At 60.6% G+C, this 26,524-nt stretch carries 38 protein-coding genes; 14 read left to right on the top strand and 24 right to left on the bottom strand.

Annotated features, from left to right (window positions below):
• Nucleotides 1-53 precede the first annotated feature (53 nt).
• From MK745_RS08855 to MK745_RS08910, 12 genes are all read right to left on the bottom strand, one after another.
• Entirely contained in the window at nucleotides 54-380 is a 327-nt protein-coding gene (locus MK745_RS08855) for a hypothetical protein (RefSeq protein WP_243612929.1), read from the bottom strand.
• A 2-nt stretch (nucleotides 381-382) separates the two neighbouring features.
• Complete coding sequence (locus MK745_RS08860) at nucleotides 383-769, bottom strand: hypothetical protein (RefSeq protein WP_243612930.1); 387 nt, start codon at nucleotides 767-769, stop codon at nucleotides 383-385.
• Nucleotides 770-779: 10 nt separating this feature from the next.
• A complete protein-coding gene (locus MK745_RS08865) occupies nucleotides 780-1,217 on the bottom strand; it encodes a hypothetical protein (protein ID WP_243612931.1) in 438 nt (145 codons plus the stop codon).
• Nucleotides 1,214-1,396, bottom strand: coding sequence for a hypothetical protein (locus MK745_RS08870; RefSeq protein ID WP_243612932.1), 183 nt, complete (start codon nucleotides 1,394-1,396; stop codon nucleotides 1,214-1,216). The genes MK745_RS08865 and MK745_RS08870 overlap by 4 nt, the downstream gene beginning before the upstream one ends.
• Nucleotides 1,396-1,719 carry a head-tail joining protein gene (locus MK745_RS08875; protein ID WP_243612933.1) on the bottom strand — a complete coding sequence of 108 codons (324 nt, stop codon included), beginning with the start codon at nucleotides 1,717-1,719 and terminating at the stop codon, nucleotides 1,396-1,398. Before MK745_RS08875 ends, MK745_RS08870 begins: the two co-directional genes overlap by 1 nt.
• On the bottom strand, nucleotides 1,716-2,066 hold the full coding sequence (locus MK745_RS08880) for a DUF2190 family protein (protein WP_243612934.1): 351 nt from the start codon (nucleotides 2,064-2,066) through the stop codon (nucleotides 1,716-1,718). The genes MK745_RS08875 and MK745_RS08880 overlap by 4 nt, the downstream gene beginning before the upstream one ends.
• Before the next feature lie 103 nt (nucleotides 2,067-2,169).
• The gene (locus MK745_RS08885) at nucleotides 2,170-4,734 is read right to left on the bottom strand and encodes a S49 family peptidase (RefSeq protein ID WP_243612935.1); all 2,565 of its coding nucleotides are present in this window, start codon (nucleotides 4,732-4,734) and stop codon (nucleotides 2,170-2,172) included.
• Nucleotides 4,715-6,217 carry a phage portal protein gene (locus MK745_RS08890; protein WP_243612936.1) on the bottom strand — a complete coding sequence of 501 codons (1,503 nt, stop codon included), beginning with the start codon at nucleotides 6,215-6,217 and terminating at the stop codon, nucleotides 4,715-4,717. Before MK745_RS08890 ends, MK745_RS08885 begins: the two co-directional genes overlap by 20 nt.
• Before the next feature lie 4 nt (nucleotides 6,218-6,221).
• Nucleotides 6,222-6,422 carry a phage head-tail joining protein gene (locus tag MK745_RS08895; protein WP_243612937.1) on the bottom strand — a complete coding sequence of 67 codons (201 nt, stop codon included), beginning with the start codon at nucleotides 6,420-6,422 and terminating at the stop codon, nucleotides 6,222-6,224.
• 10 nt (nucleotides 6,423-6,432) lie between these two features.
• Nucleotides 6,433-8,535, bottom strand: a complete 2,103-nt coding sequence (locus MK745_RS08900; protein ID WP_243612938.1) for a phage terminase large subunit family protein — start codon at nucleotides 8,533-8,535, stop codon at nucleotides 6,433-6,435.
• Nucleotides 8,535-9,224, bottom strand: coding sequence for a DUF1441 family protein (locus MK745_RS08905; RefSeq protein ID WP_243612939.1), 690 nt, complete (start codon nucleotides 9,222-9,224; stop codon nucleotides 8,535-8,537). The genes MK745_RS08900 and MK745_RS08905 overlap by 1 nt, the downstream gene beginning before the upstream one ends.
• Before the next feature lie 108 nt (nucleotides 9,225-9,332).
• Nucleotides 9,333-10,004: a hypothetical protein gene (locus MK745_RS08910; protein ID WP_243612940.1), complete on the bottom strand. Its 672-nt coding sequence runs from the start codon at nucleotides 10,002-10,004 to the stop codon at nucleotides 9,333-9,335.
• A gap of 57 nt (nucleotides 10,005-10,061) precedes the next feature.
• On the opposite strand from MK745_RS08910, the gene MK745_RS08915 reads away from it, so the two are divergent.
• Nucleotides 10,062-10,445: a hypothetical protein gene (locus tag MK745_RS08915; RefSeq protein WP_243612941.1), complete on the top strand. Its 384-nt coding sequence runs from the start codon at nucleotides 10,062-10,064 to the stop codon at nucleotides 10,443-10,445.
• A 208-nt stretch (nucleotides 10,446-10,653) separates the two neighbouring features.
• Here MK745_RS08915 and MK745_RS08920 read toward each other — a convergent pair whose 3' ends face one another.
• The 10 genes from MK745_RS08920 to MK745_RS08965 all read right to left on the bottom strand — a co-directional run bounded on the left by MK745_RS08920 (nucleotide 10,654) and on the right by MK745_RS08965 (nucleotide 17,450).
• Nucleotides 10,654-11,385 carry a DUF4637 domain-containing protein gene (locus MK745_RS08920; protein ID WP_243612942.1) on the bottom strand — a complete coding sequence of 244 codons (732 nt, stop codon included), beginning with the start codon at nucleotides 11,383-11,385 and terminating at the stop codon, nucleotides 10,654-10,656.
• Between the two features lie 303 nt (nucleotides 11,386-11,688).
• Entirely contained in the window at nucleotides 11,689-13,536 is a 1,848-nt protein-coding gene (locus MK745_RS08925) for a hypothetical protein (RefSeq protein ID WP_243612943.1), read from the bottom strand.
• The gene (locus tag MK745_RS08930) at nucleotides 13,526-14,737 is read right to left on the bottom strand and encodes a DUF7146 domain-containing protein (protein ID WP_243612944.1); all 1,212 of its coding nucleotides are present in this window, start codon (nucleotides 14,735-14,737) and stop codon (nucleotides 13,526-13,528) included. The genes MK745_RS08925 and MK745_RS08930 overlap by 11 nt, the downstream gene beginning before the upstream one ends.
• Nucleotides 14,738-15,014: 277 nt before the next feature.
• Nucleotides 15,015-15,332 (bottom strand): hypothetical protein, encoded by a 318-nt coding sequence (locus tag MK745_RS08935; protein ID WP_243612945.1) that lies wholly within the window; start codon nucleotides 15,330-15,332, stop codon nucleotides 15,015-15,017.
• On the bottom strand, nucleotides 15,329-15,640 hold the full coding sequence (locus MK745_RS08940) for a hypothetical protein (RefSeq protein ID WP_243612946.1): 312 nt from the start codon (nucleotides 15,638-15,640) through the stop codon (nucleotides 15,329-15,331). Before MK745_RS08940 ends, MK745_RS08935 begins: the two co-directional genes overlap by 4 nt.
• Nucleotides 15,640-15,909, bottom strand: coding sequence for a hypothetical protein (locus MK745_RS08945; RefSeq protein ID WP_243612947.1), 270 nt, complete (start codon nucleotides 15,907-15,909; stop codon nucleotides 15,640-15,642). The genes MK745_RS08940 and MK745_RS08945 overlap by 1 nt, the downstream gene beginning before the upstream one ends.
• Nucleotides 15,906-16,214 carry a hypothetical protein gene (locus MK745_RS08950; RefSeq protein WP_243612948.1) on the bottom strand — a complete coding sequence of 103 codons (309 nt, stop codon included), beginning with the start codon at nucleotides 16,212-16,214 and terminating at the stop codon, nucleotides 15,906-15,908. Before MK745_RS08950 ends, MK745_RS08945 begins: the two co-directional genes overlap by 4 nt.
• Before the next feature lie 81 nt (nucleotides 16,215-16,295).
• Entirely contained in the window at nucleotides 16,296-16,715 is a 420-nt protein-coding gene (locus MK745_RS08955) for a helix-turn-helix domain-containing protein (RefSeq protein ID WP_243612949.1), read from the bottom strand.
• Nucleotides 16,712-16,966: a hypothetical protein gene (locus MK745_RS08960; RefSeq protein ID WP_243612950.1), complete on the bottom strand. Its 255-nt coding sequence runs from the start codon at nucleotides 16,964-16,966 to the stop codon at nucleotides 16,712-16,714. Before MK745_RS08960 ends, MK745_RS08955 begins: the two co-directional genes overlap by 4 nt.
• A 148-nt stretch (nucleotides 16,967-17,114) precedes the next feature.
• Nucleotides 17,115-17,450 (bottom strand): hypothetical protein, encoded by a 336-nt coding sequence (locus tag MK745_RS08965; RefSeq protein WP_243612951.1) that lies wholly within the window; start codon nucleotides 17,448-17,450, stop codon nucleotides 17,115-17,117.
• Between the two features lie 119 nt (nucleotides 17,451-17,569).
• Between MK745_RS08965 and MK745_RS08970 the strand changes: the two genes are divergently transcribed.
• A complete protein-coding gene (locus tag MK745_RS08970) occupies nucleotides 17,570-18,394 on the top strand; it encodes a hypothetical protein (protein ID WP_243612952.1) in 825 nt (274 codons plus the stop codon).
• 131 nt (nucleotides 18,395-18,525) lie between these two features.
• Here the strand turns inward: MK745_RS08970 and MK745_RS08975 are convergent, their stop codons facing one another.
• Nucleotides 18,526-18,738 carry a hypothetical protein gene (locus MK745_RS08975; RefSeq protein WP_243612953.1) on the bottom strand — a complete coding sequence of 71 codons (213 nt, stop codon included), beginning with the start codon at nucleotides 18,736-18,738 and terminating at the stop codon, nucleotides 18,526-18,528.
• A 112-nt stretch (nucleotides 18,739-18,850) separates the two neighbouring features.
• Between MK745_RS08975 and MK745_RS08980 the strand changes: the two genes are divergently transcribed.
• The 12 genes from MK745_RS08980 to MK745_RS09035 all read left to right on the top strand — a co-directional run bounded on the left by MK745_RS08980 (nucleotide 18,851) and on the right by MK745_RS09035 (nucleotide 25,446).
• Entirely contained in the window at nucleotides 18,851-19,294 is a 444-nt protein-coding gene (locus tag MK745_RS08980) for a hypothetical protein (RefSeq protein ID WP_243612954.1), read from the top strand.
• Nucleotides 19,295-19,383: 89 nt separating this feature from the next.
• Complete coding sequence (locus MK745_RS08985; RefSeq protein WP_243612955.1) at nucleotides 19,384-19,605, top strand: hypothetical protein; 222 nt, start codon at nucleotides 19,384-19,386, stop codon at nucleotides 19,603-19,605.
• Entirely contained in the window at nucleotides 19,602-20,291 is a 690-nt protein-coding gene (locus MK745_RS08990; protein ID WP_243612956.1) for a hypothetical protein, read from the top strand. Before MK745_RS08985 ends, MK745_RS08990 begins: the two co-directional genes overlap by 4 nt.
• A complete protein-coding gene (locus MK745_RS08995) occupies nucleotides 20,288-21,139 on the top strand; it encodes a DUF6551 family protein (RefSeq protein ID WP_243612957.1) in 852 nt (283 codons plus the stop codon). The genes MK745_RS08990 and MK745_RS08995 overlap by 4 nt, the downstream gene beginning before the upstream one ends.
• Complete coding sequence (locus tag MK745_RS09000; RefSeq protein WP_243612958.1) at nucleotides 21,139-21,411, top strand: hypothetical protein; 273 nt, start codon at nucleotides 21,139-21,141, stop codon at nucleotides 21,409-21,411. Before MK745_RS08995 ends, MK745_RS09000 begins: the two co-directional genes overlap by 1 nt.
• 209 nt (nucleotides 21,412-21,620) lie before the next feature.
• Nucleotides 21,621-21,803, top strand: a complete 183-nt coding sequence (locus MK745_RS09005; RefSeq protein ID WP_243612959.1) for a hypothetical protein — start codon at nucleotides 21,621-21,623, stop codon at nucleotides 21,801-21,803.
• 79 nt (nucleotides 21,804-21,882) lie between these two features.
• Nucleotides 21,883-22,152, top strand: coding sequence for a DUF7681 family protein (locus MK745_RS09010; protein ID WP_243612960.1), 270 nt, complete (start codon nucleotides 21,883-21,885; stop codon nucleotides 22,150-22,152).
• A gap of 54 nt (nucleotides 22,153-22,206) precedes the next feature.
• Nucleotides 22,207-22,425, top strand: coding sequence for a hypothetical protein (locus MK745_RS09015; RefSeq protein WP_243612961.1), 219 nt, complete (start codon nucleotides 22,207-22,209; stop codon nucleotides 22,423-22,425).
• A 13-nt stretch (nucleotides 22,426-22,438) separates the two neighbouring features.
• Complete coding sequence (locus MK745_RS09020; protein ID WP_243612962.1) at nucleotides 22,439-24,220, top strand: ParB/RepB/Spo0J family partition protein; 1,782 nt, start codon at nucleotides 22,439-22,441, stop codon at nucleotides 24,218-24,220.
• Nucleotides 24,220-24,549 carry a hypothetical protein gene (locus tag MK745_RS09025; RefSeq protein WP_243612963.1) on the top strand — a complete coding sequence of 110 codons (330 nt, stop codon included), beginning with the start codon at nucleotides 24,220-24,222 and terminating at the stop codon, nucleotides 24,547-24,549. The genes MK745_RS09020 and MK745_RS09025 overlap by 1 nt, the downstream gene beginning before the upstream one ends.
• Complete coding sequence (locus MK745_RS09030; protein WP_243612964.1) at nucleotides 24,542-25,213, top strand: hypothetical protein; 672 nt, start codon at nucleotides 24,542-24,544, stop codon at nucleotides 25,211-25,213. Before MK745_RS09025 ends, MK745_RS09030 begins: the two co-directional genes overlap by 8 nt.
• Nucleotides 25,210-25,446, top strand: coding sequence for a helix-turn-helix transcriptional regulator (locus MK745_RS09035; RefSeq protein WP_243612965.1), 237 nt, complete (start codon nucleotides 25,210-25,212; stop codon nucleotides 25,444-25,446). Before MK745_RS09030 ends, MK745_RS09035 begins: the two co-directional genes overlap by 4 nt.
• On the opposite strand, the gene MK745_RS09040 is transcribed toward MK745_RS09035, so the two are convergent.
• Nucleotides 25,443-26,405: a tyrosine-type recombinase/integrase gene (locus MK745_RS09040; protein WP_243612966.1), complete on the bottom strand. Its 963-nt coding sequence runs from the start codon at nucleotides 26,403-26,405 to the stop codon at nucleotides 25,443-25,445. The genes MK745_RS09035 and MK745_RS09040 overlap by 4 nt on opposite strands.
• Nucleotides 26,406-26,524 lie beyond the last annotated feature (119 nt).

A 26,524-nucleotide genomic window follows, 5' to 3' on the forward strand; every position in this document is an offset into this window, starting at 1 on the left:
CTTCCCTAGTGCATGGGCAACCCGGCAGACATACTGTGCTACCGGGTCACCCTTCAGGCTTTTTTTGCCTTGGCTTGAAAGTCGTGGCTGCTCTCAAGATCGATGTAGGTCAGCACGTCCCACGGAACCTCGTGCAGCGCTGCGCGCATGGCCGGCGTGTCCTCGAAGAAGTTCGAGCCATCCTCCTTCTTCGCCATGTGCATGATCCCAGAGATGATGACTTCGGCATCATCGTTGAGATCAATACCGGAGCGGATGGCCGCACGGTCCTTCAGGCTCATCGGAGGGAAATAGAGATCCCAACCGTAGAGATCGACATGGACCTTCTTCATTTCGATCTTGGCATTCGCGGCGCGCATCTGTGCAATAAGATCGCTCATGGTCAGGCCACCACACTCGTCGACAGGGCGCCCTTGCCCTTGATCGAATACTCACGCGCGGCAACACCATCATATGCGGCGTCCCAGCTGTTGTCCGTCACCGTCGCGGTGCCATGGACATAGGTCTTCCCGGTGCCATCGCCCTCGGTGTAGCCTTGAACAACGATCTCATCCCCCGCGCGGAGGTCCTGTCCGTCTGCGCCGTGGTCGAGCCGCATAGCGATCGTGCCGCCCCAGTTGCCAATGCCGGTGTCGTGGTCCTCCCAGGAATCACCGGCGGCAGTCAGGTCATGTGTCGGGACCTGCTCGTTGAATTTGAAGTTCACACACCCGTCGATGAACGTCCCACCGACGCTCACTTTCAGGTTCTTGCCAGAATGCCGTCCCATTGGGGTCTCCTTACTCTGATTGGCCTTCTTTGGTCATCCGGAACACCCGGAAATCCATCATCAGTTTCCCGATGCGCTTTGCACCGGCCCCCTCGATCTCGAGGGTCGTGTTGGCGAGGTGGAAGCTATCGATGATCTCACCCGGGAACTCTGCAAGCACGCCGATCACAATGCCGTCGATCCGATCGCTGTCATCGTCGAGCAGGTCCTCGAGGTCGTCACCGCCCTCTCGCTTCAGCTGGATGACCAGCACCGTCTCGCGGTATAGGTCATCGGTAGAACTCAGCCGGGAAGGCTCGCTCGGGGTGAAAACCCCTGCCGCCGGCAAGGCTTTGTCATCGACATCCTGCCCCCAGCTCTTCAGAACCGTAAGCCCGCCAAAACTGGCGGACTCCGCCTCAAGCGCAGACCGGATTGCAGCCCGCAACCGCCCGCGGAAATGAGTCACGAAGCGGCTTTCTTCGTAGCAGCCACTGGCTCCTTGGAGACGCGCTCGGCCCGTTCCATACGCTCAAGGTCACGAGCTTCCTGTGCTGTCGCGTCGAAGTTCTCGCCGCGCTTCACTGCATCCCGGCCCTCGGCCATCGGAAGCGACATCAACGCTTTCATCTTTACATTCCGTTCCATCACGAAATCCTTTCCAGTTGAAATAAGACGAACGCATCAGCTGCGGGCGAGCCGCTCGTCAATGCATTCAACACGCGGTAGCTCTCTCCGTCGCCCGGCTCGATGACATCATCGCGAGAAACCCCATCCGCTACGGGCCGTTGTACGCGCAAGACAGGGGCGACCGTCAGAATGTTGCGCCCATCTTCATCGGGTACTTCGATCGGTTGCTCACGAAAGATCGCGCGGATCTCGACAGCCTCGCCGCCGGATGGGGTGTGCTGGACCAGGGCGCCAAACGTAGCGTTAAGCGCCCCGGCCATGCCATCGAAGACCGAGGTCACGAGGTCGCGGCCGCCGGCATCGAGCCATTCAGGCGCACAACGCCCGTAGCCGAGGGGTTTGCAGCCGCCTCGACGGCAACACCAATGAAGATGTTGCCTGCCGTGGTGGCCGTGGTGCAAACCTTGTTGCTGTTGTCCCAGTAGATCGCGGCGCCGACCGTCCAGGCCTGCGCGTTGGTCTTCGGAAGCGTAAAGACGCCCTCGGTCACGATTTCGACTTCGGCACCGTTCTCGGCGGCACCTTGGGCGACACCGAACAGCATGCCGACCTTGACACCTGCGCCAGAGGCCACCGCCGCCGGCGCGGTAACGGTAAGAATCTTACCGTGCTGCACGTAGTTCTTCATTTCTCTCTTCCTTCTCGTGTGAGGCCGGACTCTCCAAGACCTCTGAAAAGACGAAGGGCGACCCTCATGGCCGCCCCTTCGTCATGTCAGTTTCGATCGAGGATCAGGATCCCGGTGTCTTTGTCAGGGCCTGATAGGACAGCGGCGTCGCGGCCGCGTCGATCCGCACCTTGAACTCGGTGCCATCAACACCCCAACCTTCCTGCTGGTCCAGGAAGGGCTCCGAGATGCCGTCGAGATAGGAGACCTCGATGCCGTCATAGACCATCGGGTCTGCCGCCGTGAACCAGTCGTTCCCGGTTAGGCGCGAGTCGAAGATCGGCTCGGCCGCATCCTTGACGGTGTTGTAGGCCCGGCCCTGCTTCGTGGTGCCGGCCTTCTGCGTATCATCAGGTGCGTATTCCGAATTGAGCGCCTGGAGAACCGTTGCGCGAAGCGACGGCGGCGCGAGAAGGAACTTCGTCGGGATATTGAGCTTGACCTTGCCGTCATTCGACTTCTGTGTCGCCATCGCCGTGATCGCAGCATTGATCCCTGCTTCGGACGGAAGGCCCGCCGAGAGCAGGTTATTGTGATCCGCATGGAATAGCGCCTTGCTATCCGACATGTTCGGGTTGCTGGTCAGGATGGCAAAGACCAGGTCGCCAACCGTGCGGCGAGCCGCACGCCCCATCAACGCCGGGATCTTGGTGAAGGCGCTGAGATTATCATCGATGATGGTCTGACGGCTGATCGTGAACAGCTCACCGTAGGTCGCCAGGATTGCGGTCTCACCATGATCGCCGATGGTGCCGTATTTGAACTCGGCCCCTTGCTTGACCTTGCGAAGCGAGGCGAAGTGCCCAAGGCCGACACGGCTGGTTTCCTTGAAGTCGGTCAGGGTGCCCACCGTGGTGAAGCGATCGAAGGTCTCCGGCGCTTCAGCATAGCCCTTGAGCATCGACTTATTCGCGACATTCGCCAGGATATTGGTGAAATCGCTCGTCGAATGCATGCCGCCCGAAGCCACTGCCGGCGAGAACGCTGCGGCGGCGAGCTGCATCACGCCACCCGAAGGGATCGAGATCCCCTGCGACTGAAGCGACGCGCGGGCCATTTCGCGCAGGCTCATCGAAGTGAACTCGTTGCGCTCTCCGCCTTCGAGACCAGCTTTGGCAAGAATGGCCTTGGTCATACCTTCGCGGGTGCGATCACGCACATCTCCGGTCACACGTGCCGGCGCATGGTTAAGGATCTCGCCGCCATCGGCAGATGCTTCGGCCTTCTTGTCGAGGATTTTCTCATAGGCCTCGGCCAATGGTGTCCCATTTTCGATCAGCTCCTCTGCAAAGCTCGCCGGAAGGCCTGCTTTGGCAACCTTTGCGTTGATCTTCGAGGCGCGCTGGCGCTCTTCGGCCACTGCAGTCGCGGTGGCCTTGGTGTCAGCGCCACCGTTCGGGGCCTCCACCTTGGTTTCCGGCTTCTTCTGGGCCGCCGGGGTCTTGTCGGTGTCACTCATGACAACCTCCTTCTTAATGGGGGCCTCTGCCCCGGTTTCACCGCTTGCGCGGCGTGGATTCAATGCTTCGATATCAAACGGGAGGTCCGTACCCTTGGCTGTCGTAGCGCCGGCGAGCCGCACATCTCCATGCGCAACCACATCGACGACGACTGTCTTCCCGCTCTCAGCCGCAGCAAGAAGCGCTGCTGAAGAAGAAGGCAACGCCGCTACTGAGGAAGGCAGTGTCGCACTCGCCGGAGGGTTCATCTCCGCCACGAGCGCGTTGAAAGCCGCGCGCGCTGGTGCAACCTGGTCGGCAAGGCCAGCCTTGACCGCCGGCGCTCCGCGAAGGACCCGCGCTTCGAGCTTTAGTGCATCTGCCGCACTGATCCGGCCTTTTCGGCCGAGCTCGACTTCTTGTGCGAACTGCGCCCACATCTCGTCATTCGACGCCTGCAGCTCCGCGAGAACCTCTTTGGCAAGCGGCTCGAACGGGTTGCCATCAACCTTGTGCGCGCCGGAGTACACGAGCGTGACCTTCCGCCCCTGCTGCTCGAGCATCTTCGAGTGATCGACATGCATGCAAACGACGCCAATCGACCCAGCCTCACCATAAGGCGGGATCGTGATTGTGTCCGCCTGCGCCGCGATCCCATATCCTGCGGAAAGCGCGTACTCGGCCAGGAACGCATGAACCGGCTTCACCGAGCGCGCCTCACGGATCTGCGCGCAGAGATCGAACATCCCCGCCGCCTCACCGCCGAAGCTGTCGATCTCCAGCGCGATCGCGCGGACCTCATCATCCTCGGCGGCCGCGCGGATCTGCGCGCTGATCCCCTCGTAGCTTGTCACGCCCGAGCTTTCCCCGACATAGGAACCGCGTCGTACCAGCGTCCCGGTGATCTTGAGAACAGCGATACCGAAGATATTTGAGTATCCGCCGCCACGCTTTTTCACGCTGCGATAGAGCTCGTCACCGATCATCGACGCCGCCAGAGGCGGACGCACGCCTTGCACGGCGGCATCTCCTTCAAGCGGGTTCACCACCTCGAGCTGCCCACCCTCGAGGCCGAGGAAACGGTTCCCGAGCTGTTGTGCGATGACCGTCGCCTTGCGAGGGTCGAGCAGAAGCGGAGTATTGAACGCCCGCGTAGCGATGTTGATCATGTCACCCGTTTGCATTGCCATCTTTCCCTTCCGCTGTTTTCTTCGCCGACGCTCCGGCATTGCTGGTGAGCACGATGCTTCCTGAGCTTTCCCAAGTGCGCTCTTCCATGATTTCTTTCTCCACTGCCTCTGGATCGCCGCCGCTTTCCTTGATCACCTGTCGGCGGGACTTCTGGCCCGACCGCATGGCTGTCTCATTGGCCTTGTAGTCCTTGGTCGGATCGACCACCGGACGGACCGGCGGGGTCCAGTCGATCTCGTATTCCTCCGGCGAAATGTCGGCGACGTCTTCAACCGCCTCTTGCATCCAGAGACCGAGCCCATGGCAAATCTGTTCAATCATCAGATTTTGCTGCCAGTCTCTCACGTTGGGATCGGTGTCCATCCGCCCCATCCGCGCCGAGCTGTAGTTCACCCCGGTGTAGTCGCCCGTGTAGCCCTCGTATGTGAGGCCCACGCCGGCCGCGATCACCCGATCTGTGACCCGCATGAAAGTCTCATAGCCATCGACAGACGGGGGATCTGTGAAGTCCATCTCCTCATCGTTGCCAATCTTCATCACCGAGCCTGACGACAACTCCCCGATATCGTCTTCCAGCTGACTACCATCCTCATGGCTTTTGAAGATCGCCGCGAACATCGATGCGATCTCTTGGCGTTTCACTTGCCCATCCTGGTACTTCTGTAACTCGTGCAAGAGCGTGATGATCGGCGCAAACCAGCTGACCCCTCGCTGCTGACCTGGGCGCGTTACGTCGAACGCATGGATCACATTCCGCGCGTCGATCCGCACCGAGCTTTGATATAGGTGTCTGCGGCTGCCCGGATGCGCTCGGTAGAGATGATAGGCGACGCGCTTTCCGATCTTATTGAACTCGACACCTCGCACCGCGACATTGCCATTCGCCAGTTCGCCATCGATCCGCTCGTCGAGGTAGTCCGCCTCCAGGATCTGCACCTGAAAATTCAGCGGGTGACCATCGGAAATCTTTCGATAACGGCGACGCAGAAGAACTTCGCCATCCGAGACAATGCTGCCGAAGGACAATCCTTGAATGCCTGCCAATCCGAGAAGCCCTTCCGCGTCGAAGTGACGTGCAAGGCTGTGAGAACGGATCAGACGCTCGACCCGCGCCTTGCGCTTCAGCGCCGCTTCATCCCCTCCTCCAAGCCACTTGATCGACGGTCGGATACCGCTGCCCACAACGGTGTTTCGCAATTGGCGTCGCAGTTTCACCGCGCGCGGGTTATTGCGGATCATGTCCCGCGCGATGAAGCTCATCCGCGTGGCATCCGCACGCGAGGCCTCAACTGCATCTGCCCGATTGACCCGGAAGTCCTTGCCTCGCGCCGTGCGACCGGCTCCCTGGTAGTTACCCATTGTCGCCGAAAGCAAGCGGCGCTGCACCATTGCCTTTTCCCGCGAAAGAGCAATTGAGGGGGCCAGCGGCTCAATCATTTTCGTGAGAAGCCGCCCAAGGCGGCCTTCGTGAATCCTGCTCAAGAGATCACCTCCAACCCGTCGAGGTCTGCGGCCGGATCACCCGGCTCGCGTTTGCCTGCCCAAGATCCTGCTTGATCCGGGATTCGAGGCGCATCATCTCGTCGAGGCTGCGAAACTCGACTTCCTCACCGTCCATCTTGAGACGTCGCGCGCCGCGCGCCATCGCCGACTGAAGCGCATCCAAGTCGCTTTGCGTGTAGGCCATGAGACCTCCCTCAGAAGAGTTTTTTCGGGATTCGCCGCGCATGACGCGGACGTTCAATTTCTTGCGGCTCGGCCTCTGAACCGATCACATCGCGCGCCTCGAGAGAAACGGCATTTATGTTGTCAATTCCCGCCCTCGCCCAAGGCTGCGGCGAGGACCAATCGATCTTCTCCCCGCCAATCTGGATATGCAGGGCCCTTGCCTGCACCAAGTGGTCCAAGCTTTCGTTACGCACCATGCCGGCTCGCTTTTCCCAGCCCTTATCGGTGCGGCGCTCAGCCGTGAGCTGCAAAAGTTGAGGTTCCGGGAACCACTCTGGGATCAGGCATTGATTTTGCCCTGACTCGACCATCAGCAGCGATGTTGCGACCGCATCCTTCAGGCGATCCGTCGCCATGTTCAGGATCTCTATGTCCTTCGCCACACGACGTCCCCGCACGGCCTTCGAGACACGCTCCGGAGCGCGAAGCCAGACACGGTCCTGATGACGGCCACCGTGGCCGCGCGTCAGATACCAAAGACGCGATTGCCCCGCTTTGCGGCGCCCACGATAGAAGGCGTAGGCATTCTCTGTTGTGGACCCGCCGCCATGCAAGTCGACCGCGATAGCCTTAGCTCGCAGCCCAATCGAAGCTCCTTCAATCGGCCAGACCATGTTTGCCAGAGGCTCGAGCGCCGCCCAATCCTCGGCATGTTCGAAGGGTTTTACGGATCTGTCTCCTGCGTCCATAGGAGCACCCTCTGGCGGATCGATGATCTCGAAACGATCGATCATTTGATGCCGCCCATCTTCGCCCCAGGCGGTCGCGCCGACATCCCAGCTGGTGCCCTGCGTATCTACGGATACAGTGATGTATCTTGCCCATTCAGGTGCGACGCCCTTCGGTGTTTCGACCCCTTTTGCTTTGTCCTTCAACCCCTGAATCGTGATCTCGTTTTCACTCGAGATGCTGCGCGGCAAGTATGGCTGCGCTTGTCCGGTATTCGCTGCAGTCTTCAGCGCCTCTTCATCACCCGTCCGCTCGAACTGTGCCCGCGCTTGCAACTCTTGCTCGACGAGCTCGGACCAGCTTGCGAAGGCCGCGGAGGCACCATCGAGCCAGTAGCTGAGCATATCTGTGCGCCGCACACGACCGCTCTCGATCGTAGCAACCCCACCGTCCGAGGTCTCGTGGAACCACTCACCACCGTCATTGAGCTCGCGCTTTAGATGATGACCGAATAGGCCACCACAATGCGGGCACGCCATCTCCGCAGCTTCTCCTGCCTCTGCAGGGTCGGCACTATCCGGCCAACGTAGGCGCTTGAAGCTCGGCTCAAAAAGCTCCTCGCAATGTGGACAGGGCCAATACCACCGCCCGCGCGTTCCCTCTGGGTAGAGCGAGAGCACGCCGTATTTGACTGGCGGACAATCATGAGGCGACTGTGGCCGCCAACTCTCATCCGTGATCGGCGCGCCGGGGCTGGATTCAACAACCACCATACCGCGCGACCTGAACGTCCGGATCCGCGCACGCATCAGGCTATAGGCATCGCCCTCTCCCTCGATCGACGCCGGAAAGTGATCGTAATCGGTCCCGAGTACCAGCCGGATCGTAGCGCTCGAAAGCTTGGTGATCGTCGGCCAGTCGATCGTCATATGCGTCCCGCCGGTGAACAGCTTCTGATAGACTGTGTCCGCACCACGTCCCTTAGCCCGCCGGCTGTTGAGCTCAGGACTATTACGGATCATCGGCGAGAGCTTGTTTTGTTCAAACTCTTGCGCCGCGTCTCTCGTCATCTGATAGACTGCGATCCGGCCCGGGTTGGACGCGATCGTGTAGGCAGCCGCTGACATCAGCATCATCGTCTTGCCGGATTGCGAAGGGCCACAGAACACAAGGCCTCGGTAGGCACGGCTCGCAATCATGTCTGTCGGCTCGACCATGTAAGGTGCAACATCCCGCCGGAACTGCTGCCACTGGTCTCCGACCTTGACCTTCATGTATTTCTCTGCGGCCTCGGTCACTGAAAGCGCTTCGGCCGGGCGCAAGGCTGGAAGGGCCTTCTTCAGTGCTACACGCGGATCTGTGTAAGGTGGCAATGGCTCAAAGCCCGGCTCCATCATCCCCATCAGATCAACAACCTCGAACCAATCTCAACATCTGCGAGGTCGCGCTCCTCAAGCTCCGCCTCTTCGATCTTCTGCGCGATCTCGGAGAGAATATCGGAGCCGATCCTTTGGGCCATCGCCACCTCTTCCGGCTTCAGGTCGAGCTCGCGCTCAAGCCGATCCGGCATTCCCTCGACACCGTTACGGACCGCGGCGAAAACACTCTCGAGCAGGTCGGTCATTTCGTCGAGTGGGACCAACTGCCTGCGCATCTGCGCCGCGCGCGAATGATGAAAGTCCGCTTCGGCGAGTGCCTTGCGTTCTTTTGCGCTCAAGACCTGCCCGTCCTGGTCAACGTCGAGGCCGAGGAACTGAGCCTGCATCCGCTCGATCTGCGTCTGTGCGTGACGGTCACGTTCTGCCGATGCAACGTCCCGGGCTTGCTTCCAAGCGAAGACGTGGCTTAGGCGCAGCACGTAGGACTTGCCCATGCCACCCTGCTCGACGACCGGGAAGGCCTCGACACCCGGCTCGCGTTGCCTGATCCACTTGCTCACGGTGTTTACGGAGACGTTGAGCGCCTGCGCTGCGCCTTCGATCGTCACGTCCGCATCTTCGACGCCATCGGGCAGCGGATATCGCTCGATCATCTTGCGCATCGCGCCCGAGACTTCGACCTCCGCCAACTCGATGTTCGTCTGATCCGTCATGACAACCCCAACAACAACCCCCTCTCACAGCTCAGAAAAATCAAAAAACCCTCACAACCCGGGGTGCGAATTACCCGCGTGTCGCGTGCGCCCAGGAAGGACCCAAAGCTATCTCGCGGTCGCAAGCGCTGCTTTGAACCGGCGAGAGAAGTGCGCCGGAAACACATCGCGCGCGGTGCTTGCTGACCGCTTGTCGAGAACCAGCCGCTTTTGATAACGCGCCTTGTCCTCGAAAGAGACGAGCAGCTGCGGCCCTTTCAATTTGCCCACATTCTTGTTCCCGACCTTGCCCTTGGCGAATACCGACTTAGTCCGGTACGCGCTCCGGCGTGGCCGTTTGTAGATGCCCGGCGCAAGATGGCGCGTTGCTTTGCTACCCTTCGAGGCGACAAAGACATCAGGCTTGGCGAGCAAACGTTGGACAGCGCCCTTCGGCATATTGCCGTATTTGTTTTTCCTCTGCCCAACAGGCACCAAGATGGCGCGCCGCGCTGGCCTCCGAACGCCGCCCCTGACCTGTATCTTCAGGTATTCCGCCTGGATCGTCTTGAGCGTGACCGTCGCAACCTGCCTCCGCTTGGTTGCACGGATGCGCCGGGTCCCCCTTTTGGAGAAGGGCGTCGGGCGATCAAGCTGTCTCTCGATCTCTTCCTGCCAGACCTTATCGACATCCTCTGCTGTGTCATTGAGCGCCTGCGCTACCGCGAACGGCAGCTGCCGGGCTGCGAAATCCGTGAGGCTGCGTTCGAACTCGTCGATGTTGTCTTGAAACGAGATCATTGCCCTGCCCTTCAAGAACCAGCATCATCGGGCCGACTAAAAGATAGGAGACCAACCATGCGCCCCATTGCACCACTCATCACGACGATCGCTCTCTGCGCCTGCATCGGTGGTGATCCCTTTTCTCAGATCGGCTATTTCAAAGACGACAACCGCAATCGCGTGTTCATGCTCTACGCCGAGAACCCGACCGAGGAGCAGGCCATCGAAGCCGCGAGGTCCTCCATGCACACCAGCGGGCGTTTCACGGTCACCTATATCTTCGTCGGACGAAACAAACCTAAAGACATCGCCACGCTGGCCGACAACTATGTCGCGGCAAACGACGCCGTCTATGCCGCTGGCAAGAAATGGCGTTGGCGCTACATCGCATCGCCGAACGGAAAGACCATCCTGATCGACTGCTATACGAAATCGCCGGATCCAGATCACTGTAATTGAGGCCAGCCGCCCCGCCGCTGCAGCTGGCCAATCACATCGCGCCAGTCGGCGGGCGCGCCCGAGGTAACCCTCAGAACCCGGCTTTCACCAGGCAAGTTGCATCTTCTCTACTCCAACGGGGGAAGCCCTAAACGAAGAAGCGCCCGAAGCGGGATTCGCTTGGGCGCAACTGTGACACCTGCTTTATGGCAAGAGGGGCAGAATTTCGTCAAGAACTTTTTTCTTGCCCTCGCGCCCATGGCCGCATCGGCGGCATCGCCTTGGTGACCTCGAAAGCGGTGAGCCCACCATAGATGCGGAAGGTATCGCGCAGCTCGAGCATCGCACCCCACCAGCCGAGATACTGACGACGCGCGGCGGCGATCTCGTCAGCTGACGGCCGCAGCCGCACCGGGCAATAGGCCACCGCATCATGCACGATCGCGCCCTTGCGGTTGCGCCGCGCAACGGGCTGCCATCCAGTCGCGCCGAGATGCGCGGCATCCTCGGTCACCGCTCGCACACCGTGCTGATTTGATCGCGTCTCCAGTGGGACAATGCGCGGCTTCACATGCGCCATGCAATCGGGCACACCGCCGGCGCGGGCAAGTTCGGCAATCCAGATCGCCATGCGGCGACCACCATGGCCCTCGGGAAGATTGGCGAGAGCATCAGCCACCTGGTCTGCATCTGGGTGCGGCTCCGAGCTACCGCCGCCTTCGATGCGGCAGCCCAAGCGCTCATGCTCGGCGATCAAAGCGCAAGACGAGCGCGTCTGCGCCTTCACGCCGCGGATCGAGTTGATCGGATCGAAGTTGAGCGACGCCTTCTCTCGCTGGAACGCCCAGCCCACCAGCTCGAGGATCGAGACCTGCGTCTTCAAACCGCCTCGACCCGGACGGATTGCCGACCGCGCGACCATTGCGCCGGCCCCAACACTGCTTTCCATCGCAATTCCCATGCTTTTCTCCTTGCCCATCTTGCCCGTTACGATTTCGCGATGACCGTAACGCAGGTGTAACGCCAGCCGTTGCGCCTCAACACACTGTTATTATTATATCTTTTTTGAAATAAAGAGTTATGTAACGGCGTAACGCTCATTTCTTAAATCCCCTTCACGCGCGCACAGCTACAGGGGGCGTCGCCAGAAGCGTAACACCGTAACTTTGAACACTTTTTTCTGATATTGCCTATCCAGATCAATCACTTACCCCCGCTACACCCATCGTTACACTTGCGTTACGCTGAGCCTCAAAGCGTAACGCTATATGTCATCCCCTTCCCTTCTCGCCCCTTCGGGCTCACTTTCTGCACCCGGAAGGAACCGCGCGGGAATGATGAGGCCGCGTCTGGGGCGCCCCTGGACGCGCACAGGCTTAGGAGAGGCCACAACCCCGTCCAATGTGTCGAGAGCGGCCCTGTGGCCACCCGCTCGCCAGCTCGATCCCGATAGAGCTCGGTCTAGAAGCGAGTTCTGTCCATTAGCGATAAACATCTCATGACGTCCTCGCGCTCCATCGAGCAGTCGTATCCCCAAGCGTCCCAAAAGGCGGTTGTCATAGACGTCGGAATCGCTCCCGCCTTCTTGCATGCGCTCTATGATCTCGGCCGCGGTAATTATGCCCCCGTGATCCTTGTGAAGGATGGCCGAGAAGATCATCCTGAGACAGCGCTCACCTTCGCTTTCCTCATCGGCCTCTCGCGCCTTATCGACGAGAGGCCGCGCAATAGCCGTTGCCCTCTCCATACGATCGACATCGGCGCAACCGGTATCCGGGTGAATGAGAGGATCCTCGAACAACATCAAATCCCAACCCGCAAGCACGGCGCCAACAGTATCGCCAACCCTTGGTGGAGCACCGAGACTCTGTACCAGGCTGTTATAGACGCGAAACGTGCGAGCCCACCTGGACGGTGCGAGATCGATCATGCGACGCCAGATCTTGGCCCCAAGCTCTTCTGCATCACACTGAAGCTCTTCCAACCGCGCCGCCTGATCGCCTGGATTGTCCACCTCGCCGCGCTTCCCAAGCTTTAGGACGATGAACCTCGTTCGATCAGCGCTGGTCATTGGCGCTGGGATCACGGATGCGAGAAATCCTGCCCCATACAGCTCAAACCTGACGCCGGAATGATCAGACGTACCACGCTCAACCTGCGCTCCGACCTGATCCGACATGAGACGAAACAGAGCGATCACGTCGCTCACGGCGCCGCTCTCATCTGCTTCCGCTTCGTCGAATATCCGGGCGATCGCCATCCGGTTCGTCGTCTGACGGATCGCGGCGGCAGAGCTTGAGTTCTTCACGCCAGTCGACATGCCACCAAGAAGAGACGAGACGATATGAGTCAGTGTAGTTTTGCCGGAACCTGGCCGACCCCGCACATACATATGCGTGCGCCAGACGGGGTACTGACCGAGAGCAGCTTGCCCTACCCACCCCATGAGGACGTCTGCATCGATGTCGCTACCCCAAGACCAGAACCGAAAGAGCCGATCACGCACCCATCCCAAATCCGCAGCGCATGCTTTCTCATTCGATGGGACCGCGCGCGAAGGCACGGCCGGATAAAGCGCGCGCGAGATCATTCGCCCTCTTGCGTCCTCTTCGTCCGAGTGAAGAACCCTTTCTCCGAGGTGGACAACCGGCGTATCTGTCGCGCCCTTCCATGTCCCGAAATGCCGCATCGAGGTCGAAGGGTCATAGAGCGGCAACACACTACAGGCCTGCATGAGGCGATCAGCAGCCTTCGCCGGATTGAAATCTTGATCGCGACGGCTTGCAGGCGGAGCAAGCTCACCCAAGTGTTCTAGCGGATCTTTGCACCCCGCTAGAAGGGAGACGAGGCTGCTCCTCTGCGCCAACGCGCCGGCGGTTAGTTCAGCAAGCTCGCCACGTGCGGTCAGAAACCGGAATTTACCGCCGGACATGCCGAGAGGCTGAACCGGGAACCCTCTCGGGAGCCCCGTGTCTGCGCTATCACTTCCGGCACCGCCATCATCCCCATCATCGATCATGTCGGGGCCGTCATCTTCTCCGACCGAGGCGTCTGGAGCGATGTCTTCGGCCGCATCGAATTTCGATCGAATTGCCTCTGTGCTATCTGTCATCCTGCCCCTCATCATTATCATTGTTGTTCTTGCCATTGGCGCCGATCAGGACGTCATTCAGATCGACGCCATCTCCGGCCTGCACGATCTGCGCCTTGAGACCCGGCCGCAGCGCCATCGCGCGCTTGAGACCGGCCTCGAGCTTGGCGCGTGTCGCCTTTGGGTGGCTGTCACCGTCCTGAATGAAGATCAGCCTCTTGACCCATGGCGGGGGCACGAAGGCCTCCTCGTCGCCCATGTCCGGCTGCCCTGACCATTTCACGCCCTCGACACGCTTCATCTTGCCGGCCATATTTCCGAGATCGACGCCAGTCCAATAGGCCGCACCAGGACATGCGCCGGCTGCGCATGCGGAAAGCGTGGTCTCGATCCCCTCGCCCATCACCAGCGTGTCGGCCCCCTCCGGCGTGATAAGACGGATTGCGTTGCCCTTCTTCGAGCCACGCACCATCTTCGCGGGCTGCGCCTCGCCATCGAGAAGGACAACCGCCTTCTTGCCGGGGCGCGCGGGATCGATCCATGTTTGATGCACGGCGCCGCCTGCACCGTTCGGCTTCTGGATCACCGCGATCATGCAAGGGCCGCGATGCAGCGTTTCGAGCTGCGATCCAACCTTCTTCACATACGGATGATCTGGCAGGAACCGCAGCACCTGGGGAAACGGAGACAAGGCGAAAGCAAGGCCGCGACCTTCAAGATAGGCCCGCAGCACAGGGCTATCCCACCCCGGCTTTGCCGCCTTCCAGATGCGCTGCGCGTCCTTGCGCGCTCTCGCGCGAGCCTTCGCCGCGTAAGCATCATCTTCCTTTCGCCTCGCCTCGGCGCGCAGCCGCGCTTCTTGCTGACGTCTCTCGCGCTCTTTCCGCTGTTCTGGCGTCTCGTTCTTAGCGACATCACCACAAAGGATCGTTAGAGCCTCTGAGAAGCTGCATCCCTCGACGTCACGCACCAACGCGATCACATCTCCGCCCCTCATATCGCAGCGCCGGCAGAAATAGGCGCCAGTCGCAAGGTTGATGTTGAAGCGGTCAGGTGGCCCAGACTTGGGATTGCGCCCTACCTCACCACATGCCGGGCACGGTCCAAACATCTCGCGCTGGTTCGGTGTGGCAGTGAGGTTGTAGATCTTAAGGAGCGAAAGCACCTCGCGCACGCCCTTATCCTTGGCATCCTTCAAACGTGGATCTTCTGCGTAGCTCATAGCGGTCTCAAGCTAGCTCCCACTCGAAGCCGAAGCCCAACCATGAAAGCGGTGTCGATACCGGCTTCGCTCCTTGAGTTGAGGTCCACTGCAGCTGACCGTAGACTTGCAAACGGCCATTGATGAGGTGCGCGGTGTAGGTTTTTCCCACGACGAACCGCCCTGGCAAACCCGTCTCCAGAATGCCCACGCACCTGACTGCCCCCCCCCGCCTCGACGCCGGTTTCTTCGATACTCGTCGCTTTTGATGACGTCATTTGAGCCTCTCCTATTGATCTCATTTCAGGTCTGCCCGCTCCTGCCAGGAATAGTCCGGCGCGGTGGCCGCCTCGAGCGCGGCAAGGTCCACCGGAGCGATCTCGTGTGCATAGGCGCGCACCCATGCCTCGAGCGCGAGGCCCGCCGCATCCGGATCTTCCGGCGCCAGCGTCAGGAAGTCCGCGACCGCATCCCGCGCACCCGTGTCCTCGCGCATCCAGGCGAAGAAATGCATGGCAAGGCGCAGTTGATCCGCCTGCCGCAGCTGACCCGTGCGCGCCTTGAGCGCGATGGTCTGGGCCGAAAGGCCGAAGGCAACGCGGGGATTCTGCGTCATGCCGGCACCTCGACAGGCTTCGGCGCGTCGATCTGTTCGAGCAGACCCTCAAGGATCTGCATTCCGCGCGGCTTGCGGATGCGGTAGCGGGTTACGTGCTCATACTTTCTAAGATAAATGGCGGGCCAGAACGACCAATGCCAAGCGGTTGTCGCGCCGGAAGGAATGTCCGCGTTCGTGTCGCGGATGATATCCATGATATCGCTGCCATGACTGCCCAGGACGTTCACGACCGTGCCAACAGGCACCGGAATGCCTCTCCCGTCATGCTCAATCCACGGGCCCCATTCTTCGTCGCGCGCAACCATCACTTCCCCTCCCCGAGCTTGTCCTCGAGCGCGTCCAGCCGATCTGCCAGCCGGCGCAGATCGCCCGCCATACGCCGCGACACATGCCCTGAGAAAAGCGGCCGCCGGTCCTTGGCCGAGACCGCCCGCCCCGCGATGAGCGCAAAGGTCACGCCATGATCCGGGTGATCGCAGATCTCGAAGGTGATGAGATCGACCTCGAATTGCTCGCGCTCATAGGTCGTCGGCACCGGATGGCGCGCGAGGGTCTTTGCCGAATGCGCGCTCATAGTTCGATCCAAACAGCTTCGTCGCCAAAGACCTGTTGCCGTTGCTTGAGAATGGCGCGCAGGCTTCCCTCCCCGCCAACATCGCGGTTTAAATCGACACCAGGCAGAACCGTAATCTTGGCCGCCTGCACACCGATGATCTGAGACATGATCGGCCAAACCACTTTAACATCTCGGCGCAAGCCGATCTGCCGTCGCACGAAGCTCGCTTGCAAATTGTCGCCACAAACAATCATCTCAGGCCGAAACCTTTCAACGATCTCTGGCCTTCCCCACCCAAAATAGAACTTCCCAATCCGAAACATGCCTCTCTCCTCACAATTCCAAGGCTGCAGTTTTCGTAAGACGGCGCTCCACCAAGCCCATGAGGTCGCTTTCCCGACCGCTCATGCCTGCCTCCTCAGCACATGCCAGTGCGCGATGATCCTGGTCGAGGGAATGCCCCAGGCATCGGCCAGCTTGCCGATCTCGGCATAGCGCCCTTCCGACGCACGGATCGCGGCCTCCTGCTCGACACTCCAATTTGGATGCGCGACGGGGGCCGAGACGACCTCCGCAACCGGCGGCGCGGCAACGACGCGCGCAACTGGTGGGACCACGGATTTAAGGGCCGGCTTTGCCTTCGGCGTCTCGACCACCGCAGACTCCGCGCGCGGCGGCAGCTTGACGTGTGGATGCCGAACAGCCCGCAAAAGCTCCGCGACCGTGAGCCCCATCTCGCGCGCGATCTGAAGCCTCGGCATCCCGGCCTCCCAAAAACTCTTGAGCCGCCGGATTTCATCTTTGCTTAGAACCGGGGCGCTCATGACGCATCCTCCCCGGCCTCGGCGAAACTCGCATCGAGCAGCTCGAGCGCGCGCTCACAGGCCTTGAGCGTGCCGGCGTAGAAATGGCCGGTTTTCGGCTTTTCGGTGAGCTTGCGATAGAACTTGATCCGGCTGACCACGTCCTCGCGCGCCATGGCCTCGCCATGATGCTTGCCGGACACCGTCACCAGGAAACCGCGCACCTGAATCGTGAACCGGCCGCAAGTCTCTGTCGCAACCCGCGCGCTCATGCATCTACCCCGCCGGAAAAAGGCGGACGGGACGGACACACCGATCCCGCCCGCAAGTCCAACAGGGAGCTTGGGGGCTTTCGCAGGCGCACCTGCCCCCGGTCGGTGTGCGACGGGGTGGCCACCACCCCCTCACCCGCGAAATCCATTACGCCGCCCTCTGCCCAAGGTAAGGCGCGCGGAAATGCGCCTCGAACCCGTCCGGATCGGCCAGCGCGGCCAGAAGCAACTTGTCTGCTGACGGGCGGTGCAACCCCTCGAACCAGTTGAGCGCGGTCTGTCCGGTCACGCCAAAGAAGGTGGCGGCAACCTCATAAGAGCCAAACCGCTCGCTTACATATGCGCGCCACCGCTCGGGCAGATCGACGCGCAGCGCGTAAGGATCAAGCGTTCTTCCCAAGGACGTTTCATCCCGGCCCGTGCGAGGCTCGGCGCATGACAGATCATTTGAGACAACAAGGGTCAGGTGGGGATGCTTGCTCATGCGGCGTCCTCCTCGGATTTGGATGAGTTGGCGGCCATGTCGTGAGCCAGGTTCTTTACAGGTGATCCGAAACGTGGTCCTCTCCCCGCGATTTGAGCACAACCAAAGCGGGATATTTCATGAGCTTCTTCGACTGGATCAGGGGTAAGAGCGAGCGCTCTGAGAATAGCGTCGTCGAGGCACCCGTCGCTAAAACTAGACCGAACGTGCCGCCACCGGAGATCGACGCGATTGATGTCGAGGAGCTGCAGCAACCCGATGAACATGGCGAGCTTCAGCTCGACGAGCTTTTCATCACCATCGATTACAAGGACGCCAGCGGAAAAGAGAGCCGCCGCCGGATCACCCTCCTCAAGGCGGCCCGAGGGCCGCAGGCCCCCATCCTCACCGCAATCTGCCACGAGCGCCACGCGCTTCGACATTTCCGGGTCGATCGCATCGAGTGCTTTATCGACATGGACGGCGAGGTCTTCGAAACGAAGAGCTTCATCCAGGAAACACTCCTGATCGACCTCAACGCCTTCACCTCGACCGCTTCCGCCAAGAAGGCGAAGAAGGGCATAGACCCTGGACTGCAAAGAGCGCGCGAGATACGAGAAATCCTGCGCGCGCCGCTCTCCCTTCTGGTTCTTGCGGCCCTCGCCGACGACGAGTTTCACATCTGCGAGCTCGAGGTCATCTGCTGCTACATCGAAGACGAGCTTTGGGCGCGCGACATTGACGTGACGGCCGACGAGCTGAACGCCCTGACAGGACTGGTAAGGAAGATGCACCCGACTTCCCGCAGTATCGGCACGCACTACGACAAAGTCCTGCGCCTCGACGATGACGGGTTCAGAAGGTTTCAGAGTGCCCTGCGTGAACTGATCGCGGCGGACGGCATCATTTCCTCGACGGAAGAGGCCTTTCTCGCCGACCTTGCAGCGGCGCGGCGCATGATCTAACGGAGCAATCGCCCGCCAACCTCGATTTGAGCGATCAATAACTCTTCCCAAGGACATTTCGACCCGGCCCGTGTGAAGCTCGGCGCATGAAATACCTTGAGAAGAAACCAGCCGAAGATGAGGCGCGCGGCTCATGCGGCGTCCTCCTCGGATTTGGACGCACAAAGCTCATCGACAGCTTCGAGAACTTGGGTCCAAGTGCTCATATTCGGACTGGTGAGGTCGGATTTCCATCGCTGCCAGGTCGACCGTGCCATGGGAACGGCTTCGCAAAGCTCCGAAACCTGCTTCCCGTGACGCTTAAGGCGATCCTCGATCTTTTCAATCTGGGGCTTCAAAGACACGACATGACCTTCCACTTGAGCGAATTGAGCATTTGTAAGCACGTTTGCTCAATTTTAGTCAAGTGCATTTTTGCTCAATGCGCAAAGTTGCGCAAAGTGAGACAATGACAAAATGAAAGACTGGGCGATCGATTACATCCTACATGTCCTTGAAAAGAAGGACTGGTCAGCAAACCGTCTCGCGACTGAAGCGGGGGTTGCGGCGTCAACCATCAACCGACCCCTACGGGAAGCGGATAATTGGGATTATCGCCTCTCACGAAAAACGATCATGAAGATACAGGCCGCATCCGGTATCGACCCGACACCCTTTATTCCAAAGGGTTTTTCTGAAGAGGTCGCGCTCTTTTCGCACACCCCTCCCCCAAAAATCGGGAGCAGCGAGATCGCTGCACGTGAAAATCCTCCCCCACGTCAACCGCCCCACAACGTCAATGAAGTGCGGATCACGGTATCAGGTCCAACCGCCCAGATCGTGGCAACAGTGAACAAGGAAGGCATTGAAAGTCTTCGGAAAAAGCTGGACGCACTCGAATCAATTCTCGACACCCAATAATTCTTGTTGAGCATTATTGCGCTTTTCTGCTTGACCTAAATTGAGCATTTGTGCTTAGCATGCCCCCATCACAACCGATGGAGGCCCCCATGCCGACACAGAAACCTATCGAGCCCCTTGAGGTCGTAGAGAACCCTGAAGAGTTCTGCGACCGCCCGTCCCTCCTGCGTGCCTCCTGGGCCGAGCTGAAAGCCCGGCGCGGGCAGAGCGTCAACTTCGACACGATCGGTGATCCTGCCTATCGCATCGAGCAGGGCCCTGCGCCCGAGCCGCGAGTCATCCCGATCACGCACGGGGATGACGCAGCATGAGCGCCCCGATCGATCTCTCCGCCCGCCGCGCTGCGCGTCGTGCAGCTGCAAAACTGCCGACCCTGCCGCTGACCCCGACCGAGATGCTGCCAGACGATGTGCTGGTCGATCTTGGTGAATGGCGCGTAAGCCTTTCCGAGCAGGACATTGCCGCTCTGGTCATGTATCTGCCCGAGATCTGTGGCGAGATCATTGCATGGCGCGCGGGCCGCAAGCCCGAAGGCATGTTGAAGACGCTCGGCATCCTCATGCCCAACGCGCGCCTCTTTCATCTCGCCAACGGCGGACCGGAGCGCGCCATGGGCCTGCTTTCCGCCGCCGATCACGCCGAGGTCCACGAACATCTACCCGCCCTGTGCAGCGAGTTGCTGATCTGGCGGGCCATCGAACGCGGGGCCGTCAAACCTGACGCCGCAAACTCGGGCGGAGGCGACTGCTCGACCTCCGCCCGCTCTTTCCAGTTCACGTCCCGCCGATCCTCCAAGCTCCCCTCCCAGGGCGGGACACGCGGGGGCGCAAAATCCACTCACGGAACCTGCGCCCCCGCGCCAAAAACTTTTGCAGCCTGCGCCGATGAAGACCACGGCACCGCGCTCGACCAGCTCGACCGCGCGCAGCTGCTCGCCATCGCGATCCTCGTCGGGATCACGGTCTTAGTCTCAGCCTACGCAGGAGTGTTCCCATGAGCGATACGACACCAGACGCAATCGACGCATCGCTCAAACGCGCGCGCGGCGATCTCCCTCCTCCTCCTGATGTACTCGACGTCATTGATATTGATTGCGTGCCTGTCGAGGCGCTCTTCGTGGACGAGAGCTATCAGCGCAAGGTATCGCAAGCCTCGGCATCCCGTATGCGCAAGATCGCGCGCGAGTTCGACTGGTCGCGCTTTGGCGCCCTGATCGTCTCGGGGTCATATCGGGACGGCTATGCCGTGATCGATGGCCAGCACCGCATGCTCGTCGCCCGCGCGCTTGGCATCCGGGAAGTGCCCGCCGTTGTTCTGAAGTCCGAGATCGCCGAACAAGCGCTCCACTTCGTCGGAATCAATACCACACGCACCAGCGTCGCCTCGATCGACAAGTTCCGCGCCCGTGTGACCGCAGGTGACAAGACCGCAGAAACGGTCGCCGATATCCTCCGCGACCTTGAAATCTCCTACGACCTTCCCGCAGGTGTCCCGCTCGGTGTGCGTCAGACGCGCGCCGTCAGCCTTCTGGAGAAACTGGTGAAGACACTCGGCCGCGGCGAGGTCTTTACCACCCTGCAGATGATCATCGAAAGCCAACCCGAGACCCCCGGCCTCCTCACGGCCTTCGCGATCGAGGCCACGGCCATGACGCTTCACAGGGTGATCGAGGGCGAAGGCGATACCGAGCGCCTCTTCAAAGTGCTCGAGGACACCGACTTCGAAGACCTGAAGGATCGCGCCGCCGGCATCACGAAACAGCGCGGCAGCGGCAAGCAATCCCACGAGGGACACGCGCTCCTGCTCGCGACCTACAACAAAGGCCTGCACAAGAGGATCAGCTGATGGTTTCGGTGAGCACAGCACCCCATTCGAACCGCGCCCGCGAGATCGCATTGGCGGTTCACAAATTCCGCCTGCGCGACTGCACAACAGGCGAGTTCCTGCATCTCTCCGGTCAAGGCCGCACCCGTGACATCAAGCTCTCGTGGCTCGGCTTCTCTCACCAGGCGCAAACACTGCGCGATCGAGCTCTTGCGCGCGGCGAACCTTGGCCCTTCACCCCGATCCGCCGGTCTCTCTTTGAGATCGACCGCGCCAGTCAGGTGATGGAGTAGCAGCAAGGGAGTGCACGGACCCGCGCCTAGCGACCCTCCAAACGGATGACGCACGGGATGTTTGGCCAGCAGAGGGGCGAGGTTGATCGCTTTAGGAATGGGCTTGGTGCGGGTCGATATACCAGCGGCGAAAGTCGCGAAATACGTCCGGGGGCAACACGCCTGAACCCCCTTAACAAAGCTGGCACTTCAACCAAGGAGAAATACGCATGAAATTCACCTACGAACTCGACCAAAGGGTCAGACTTCTTATGACCGAGGAAACCGGCGTAATCATCGGTCGCGCTGAATACCAGACCGGCCCAAATAATTACTACGTTGCCTACAAGGCTGCGGACGGCCGGCAGATGTGCGCCTGGTGGGAGGAAAACCTGATCTGCGCAGAATCTTAGCGCCCAACAGCGGCGACGAGATCAGCATCGGAGAGCGCTTCAGGCGAGCGCTCTCTATCCCACCTATCGGAGAACTGACATGACAAAGACTGAAACCATCCAAAGCACGAGCGACGACCGCATCAAGAACAACGCGACGCGGCACACCTACCGCACCCTCTCTGACGCCGAGAAGGAACTGATGCAGGGCATCAAGGACCGTGGCGCGGAGCTGATCGAGGCGATCTGCATCATCGCCGGTCACCCTGTCCCGGACGACATGACCCCGCTGCCCGAACGCAACCTCGAACTCGCGCGCCAGCACATCGAGGACGGTGTTATGCGCGCGGTCCGCCACATCACGGCATGACGTCATAGCTGGCAGCCCCATCGAAACGCTGGGGCTGCTCCTGAGGAATACAGAATGAATTGGTTTGCCAATCACCGCCAAGAATGGATCGCCCAGATGCTGCGCACCTACGGCTTCGTCAACCGTCAGCACCTGATGCGCCACTTTGGGATCTCAAGCGCTCAAGCGGCCGTCGATTTCAGAACTTTCAACGACCAGAATCCCGGCGTCATGATCTACGACGCGCGCCGGAAAACCTACGTGGCATCAGAACCGCCACAGTCTTTCACATAAGGGGACGAAGTTCATGACCCACGAAACCCGCATGATCCCGAGCGACAAGCTCTACCTGCACCCGTTCAACCCGCGCCAGGACACCGACGAGGCCGACACCCTCGCCATGGCCGAAAGCATCGAGACATGCGGGCTGATCCAGAACCTCTCGGGCTATGCCGACGAGACAAGCGATGGCATCGGCATCGTGGCCGGCGGCCGCCGCATGCGCGCGATCCAGCTCCTTGCCGAGCGCAACGGCGGTGATCCGATTGAGGTGCCCGTGCGCGTCACCGAGGACTTCTTCGAGGCCCGTGCCTGGGCCGGCGCCGAGAACTCCTCACAGAAGCCCTTGCACCCGGCCGACGAGATCCGCGCCTACGCCCAGATGGCAGACCAGGGCGGCACCGTGCCGATGATCGCGCGGGCCTTCGCCGTGCGCGAAGGCCACGTCAACCGTCGTCTGAAGCTTTCAAAGCTTCCCGAGACCGCCCTCGACGCCCTGAAGGAAAACCGCATCACGCTCGATGCAGCCCGCGCCCTGACAGTTTGTGATGATCCCTCAAGCGTCCTTGCCGTGCTCGAGCAGATCGATGGCAAGGACATCTCGGCCGAGCGCATCAAGCAGATGCTCACCCCCGATGCGATCCCCTCGACAGATCGGCGCGCGGTCTTCGTTGGTCTAGACACCTACCGCGCAGAGGGCGGCGCCCTGACCGAGGATCTATTCGCCGAAGGCGCGCGCCTTCACAACGAGGAGCTCCTCGACACCCTCTTCAAGACCAAGCTCGAAATGGAATGCGAGCGCATCAAGGAAGAGGAAGGCTGGCAAAACGTGGTGCCGGTTCTGGACCATTACGTCACCTACACGCACACCGAAAAGCTCGAGCGCATCTACCCCACCCCGGTTGACCTGCCCGAAGCCGACGCCGAGGAGCTGGAGCAGCTGGAAGAGATCGGGATCGCTGGGCTGTCCGAGGAAGGCCAAGCGCGGCTGAAGGAACTCGCCGAGCGCGAGCGCGGCGACTATACCGACGAGGACCGGGAGACCGGCACTGTGTTCGTCTATGTGCGCCACAGCGGAGAACTTCAGGTCGAGCGCGCCTATGTCTCGAAGAAACGCGCCAAGAAATCAGCCGACACCGAAAAGGCCGGCGGCGGCGAGAAACCCCGCATGCCGCAGAACTGCCTCGATGATCTGCGCTCCGTCCAGACCCTCGCCCTGCAAACCGCGATGCTCGGCAAGCCCGACCTCCTGCTCGACATCCTCGCCTGGCAGATTGAGAGCGGCGTGAGCACCTGGTCCGCCCCGCTGGATGTGAAACTCGGCAAGACCGCGATCGAGCCCGAGAAATCGAGCAACACGACGATCGACGGACGCCTGGTCGCGGTCGAGGAAACGGACCACGACGCAAAGTTCTCGGCCGAGCAGCTGCACGAGTTTCAGCTTAAGGGCAAGAAACACCGCAACGCGATCCTCGCCGCCGGCCTCGCCCGCGCCATCACGGCGCCCGGCTTCACGGTCAGCCGGGATCTCCTCGACCTGGTCGAGATCGATATCCGCAAACTCTGGACCCCCGACGCCGAGAACTTCTTCTCGCGCATCCGGCCTGACCTCCTCGACGGGATCTGGGCCGACCTGCTCGAGCTCGAGGACGACGACGAGCGCCGCGCCGACTTTGCCAAGCTCAAGCGCGCTCAGAAGGCCAAGGAACTCGAAGACCTCTTCTCCAACGCATCCGTACAGGAAGCCCACGGCCTCAGCCGCGACCAGGTCGCCCGCATCGACGCATGGCTGCCCGAGGAGATGGAGTGATGGACGGAATCGAAAGCATCTCGGCAGAGCGCAAACGGCAAATCGAACAAGAAGGCTGGACGCATGAACATGACGACCAGCACACAGACGAAACCCTTGCCCTCGTCGCTGCGCTCTACGCGGCGCCGTTCCCACTGCTTACAGAGGAAGTCGAACAACACGATGACGGCCGGTCATACTTTGCCTTCATGGACCCTTGGCCAGCGAGCTGGGACAGTAGCTGGGATAGGAGAAGCGATCACAGCCGCCGGCGCCAGCTTGTGATCGCAGGGGCGCTGATCGCGGCGGAAATTGATCGCCTGGACCGTGAGGGGGCGAGAAATGCCTGACAAACCGATCCTCTTTTCCGGCCCGATGGTGCGCGCGCTTCTCGATGGTCGCAAGACGCAGACGAGGCGGGTGGTGAAACCGCAACCGAAATGGACCAGTGATGCGTGGCATTGGCAGTCGTCCCGCTATGACAACGGCTTGGGGGCTGACTACTTTCACACACCGCACGTCGCCGGGATCATGTCAGCATGGGTCAAGGCTATGCCCTACGCCATAGGAGACCGCCTCTGGGTGCGTGAGGCCCACTACCTCACCGACGATGGGGAAAGCGAATATGCCGTTTTTGCCGAAGATGAGGCAGGCGTGGCAGAGCACTTGCAGAACATGCAGACCACCATGACCAGCCACCCGCAGATTGACTGGTCAAAGCATATTCGCCTACGCCCCTCTATCCACATGCCCCGCTGGGCCTCGCGCCTGACGCTGGTCGTCACCGATGTGCGCGTGCAGCGGGTGCAGGAGATCAACCGAGGCGACGCAATGGAGGAAGGGTGCCCATTCCCGAACATGGCGGATGGCCAAAATCCCCGCGATTGGTTTCGCGCCCTCTGGGACAGCCTGAACGCATGTCGCAACTTCGGATGGGACGCAAACCCGTGGGTCGCCGCCTACACCTTCGCCGTCCAAAAGTGCAACATCGACCAGATGGAGATCGCAGCATGAGCAAGACACTGATCGCCGTAGACGAAGATCGCCTTGATCGCATCGAGGCACAACAAAAGGCCATTCTTGCAGCCCTTCAGGGCGCCCGAGTGCAGCCCGCTCCGGAGTGGGTCAGCATCACGGAGGCCAAAGCGATACTTGGCGTCTCCAAGAGCACGATCTACCGGAAGATCGAGGATGGTGAAATCGAAGTAAAGGGCCGTGGAAAGACCAGGAAGGTGCGGATCGGCTAGTCCAGCCGCCGCGCCAGATCCTCCGCGCTCTCGTTGTAATAGACCTGCAGCATGGCGATGTTTCGATGCCCTACCGCCCGCGCAAGAGCCAGAACATCCAGCTTTCGAGAGAGCCTTGTAATCGCGGCATGACGAGAGTCGTGAAACGTCAGACCATCGACCCCTGCTTTTCCCTTCACCTTCCGAAATAGCGCATCGAGCTGCTGAGAGGTCAGATCAAAGATCGGATCCGCATCAGGCAGATCCCGCAATAGTCGCACCGCTTCAGATGACAGAGGAACCTCCCGCGCAATCCCGCTCTTGGTCTTCTCGAGCCGCGCAACGCGCCGCGCTAGGTCAACCCTGCCCCATTCCAACCCGACGATCTCGCCCGCCCGCATAGCTGTCTCACAGGCAAACAAGAACGCGTGAAACGCTCGCGCCGTTGCATTGGTGAGATCCTTTCCCGCGACATGACTCATTCGCTCGAGCTCGTCATCGGTCGGCAGCCGATCCCTCGGAGGTGGTGATGCCGGCTTCCTGACATCGGCCATAGGATTGACCTGCATCAGCCCCCACTCCTTACGGGCCTGAGTGAGAACGGCCGCGATCAGCACCATTTCACGCCGCACGGTCCCTGAGGAGACCTCCTGAAGCCGTCGATCGCGCCAAGCGGCGAAGTCCTTTGGCGCCAGGTCGCCGAGCCGGATCCGTGCGATCGGATCGCGCTGGAGCTTCTCGAGGCGGATCACTTCCCACCTGTGCCCGCGCTTGCCTGGAGACGCTTCCCGCGCGTATCGGTCCATCAGCTCGCCAAAGGTGAGTGCGGCCGCATATTTATCCCCGTTCAGGATCTTATACTCTTCCCGCGCAGCCCAATCCTTTGCTTCTTGCTTGCTGGCAAATACCTTCGATCTGCGAATCCCCTTTCGCTCGATCAGCGCGCGCCATCCTTTGTTGTGTCTGATAATCGACGCCATATCCCTCACCTGTGCGTGATCCGTGAGGGATATGGTGCGTGAATTTGGGAGCGGTTTGCAATCAACCATTCCCAAAAGCGTATATTTTTCTCAAGTGTGGGAAAATTTGGGAGGCAGTT

Source organism: Shimia aestuarii (assembly GCF_022814865.1).
Taxonomy (GTDB): domain Bacteria; phylum Pseudomonadota; class Alphaproteobacteria; order Rhodobacterales; family Rhodobacteraceae; genus Shimia; species Shimia aestuarii_A.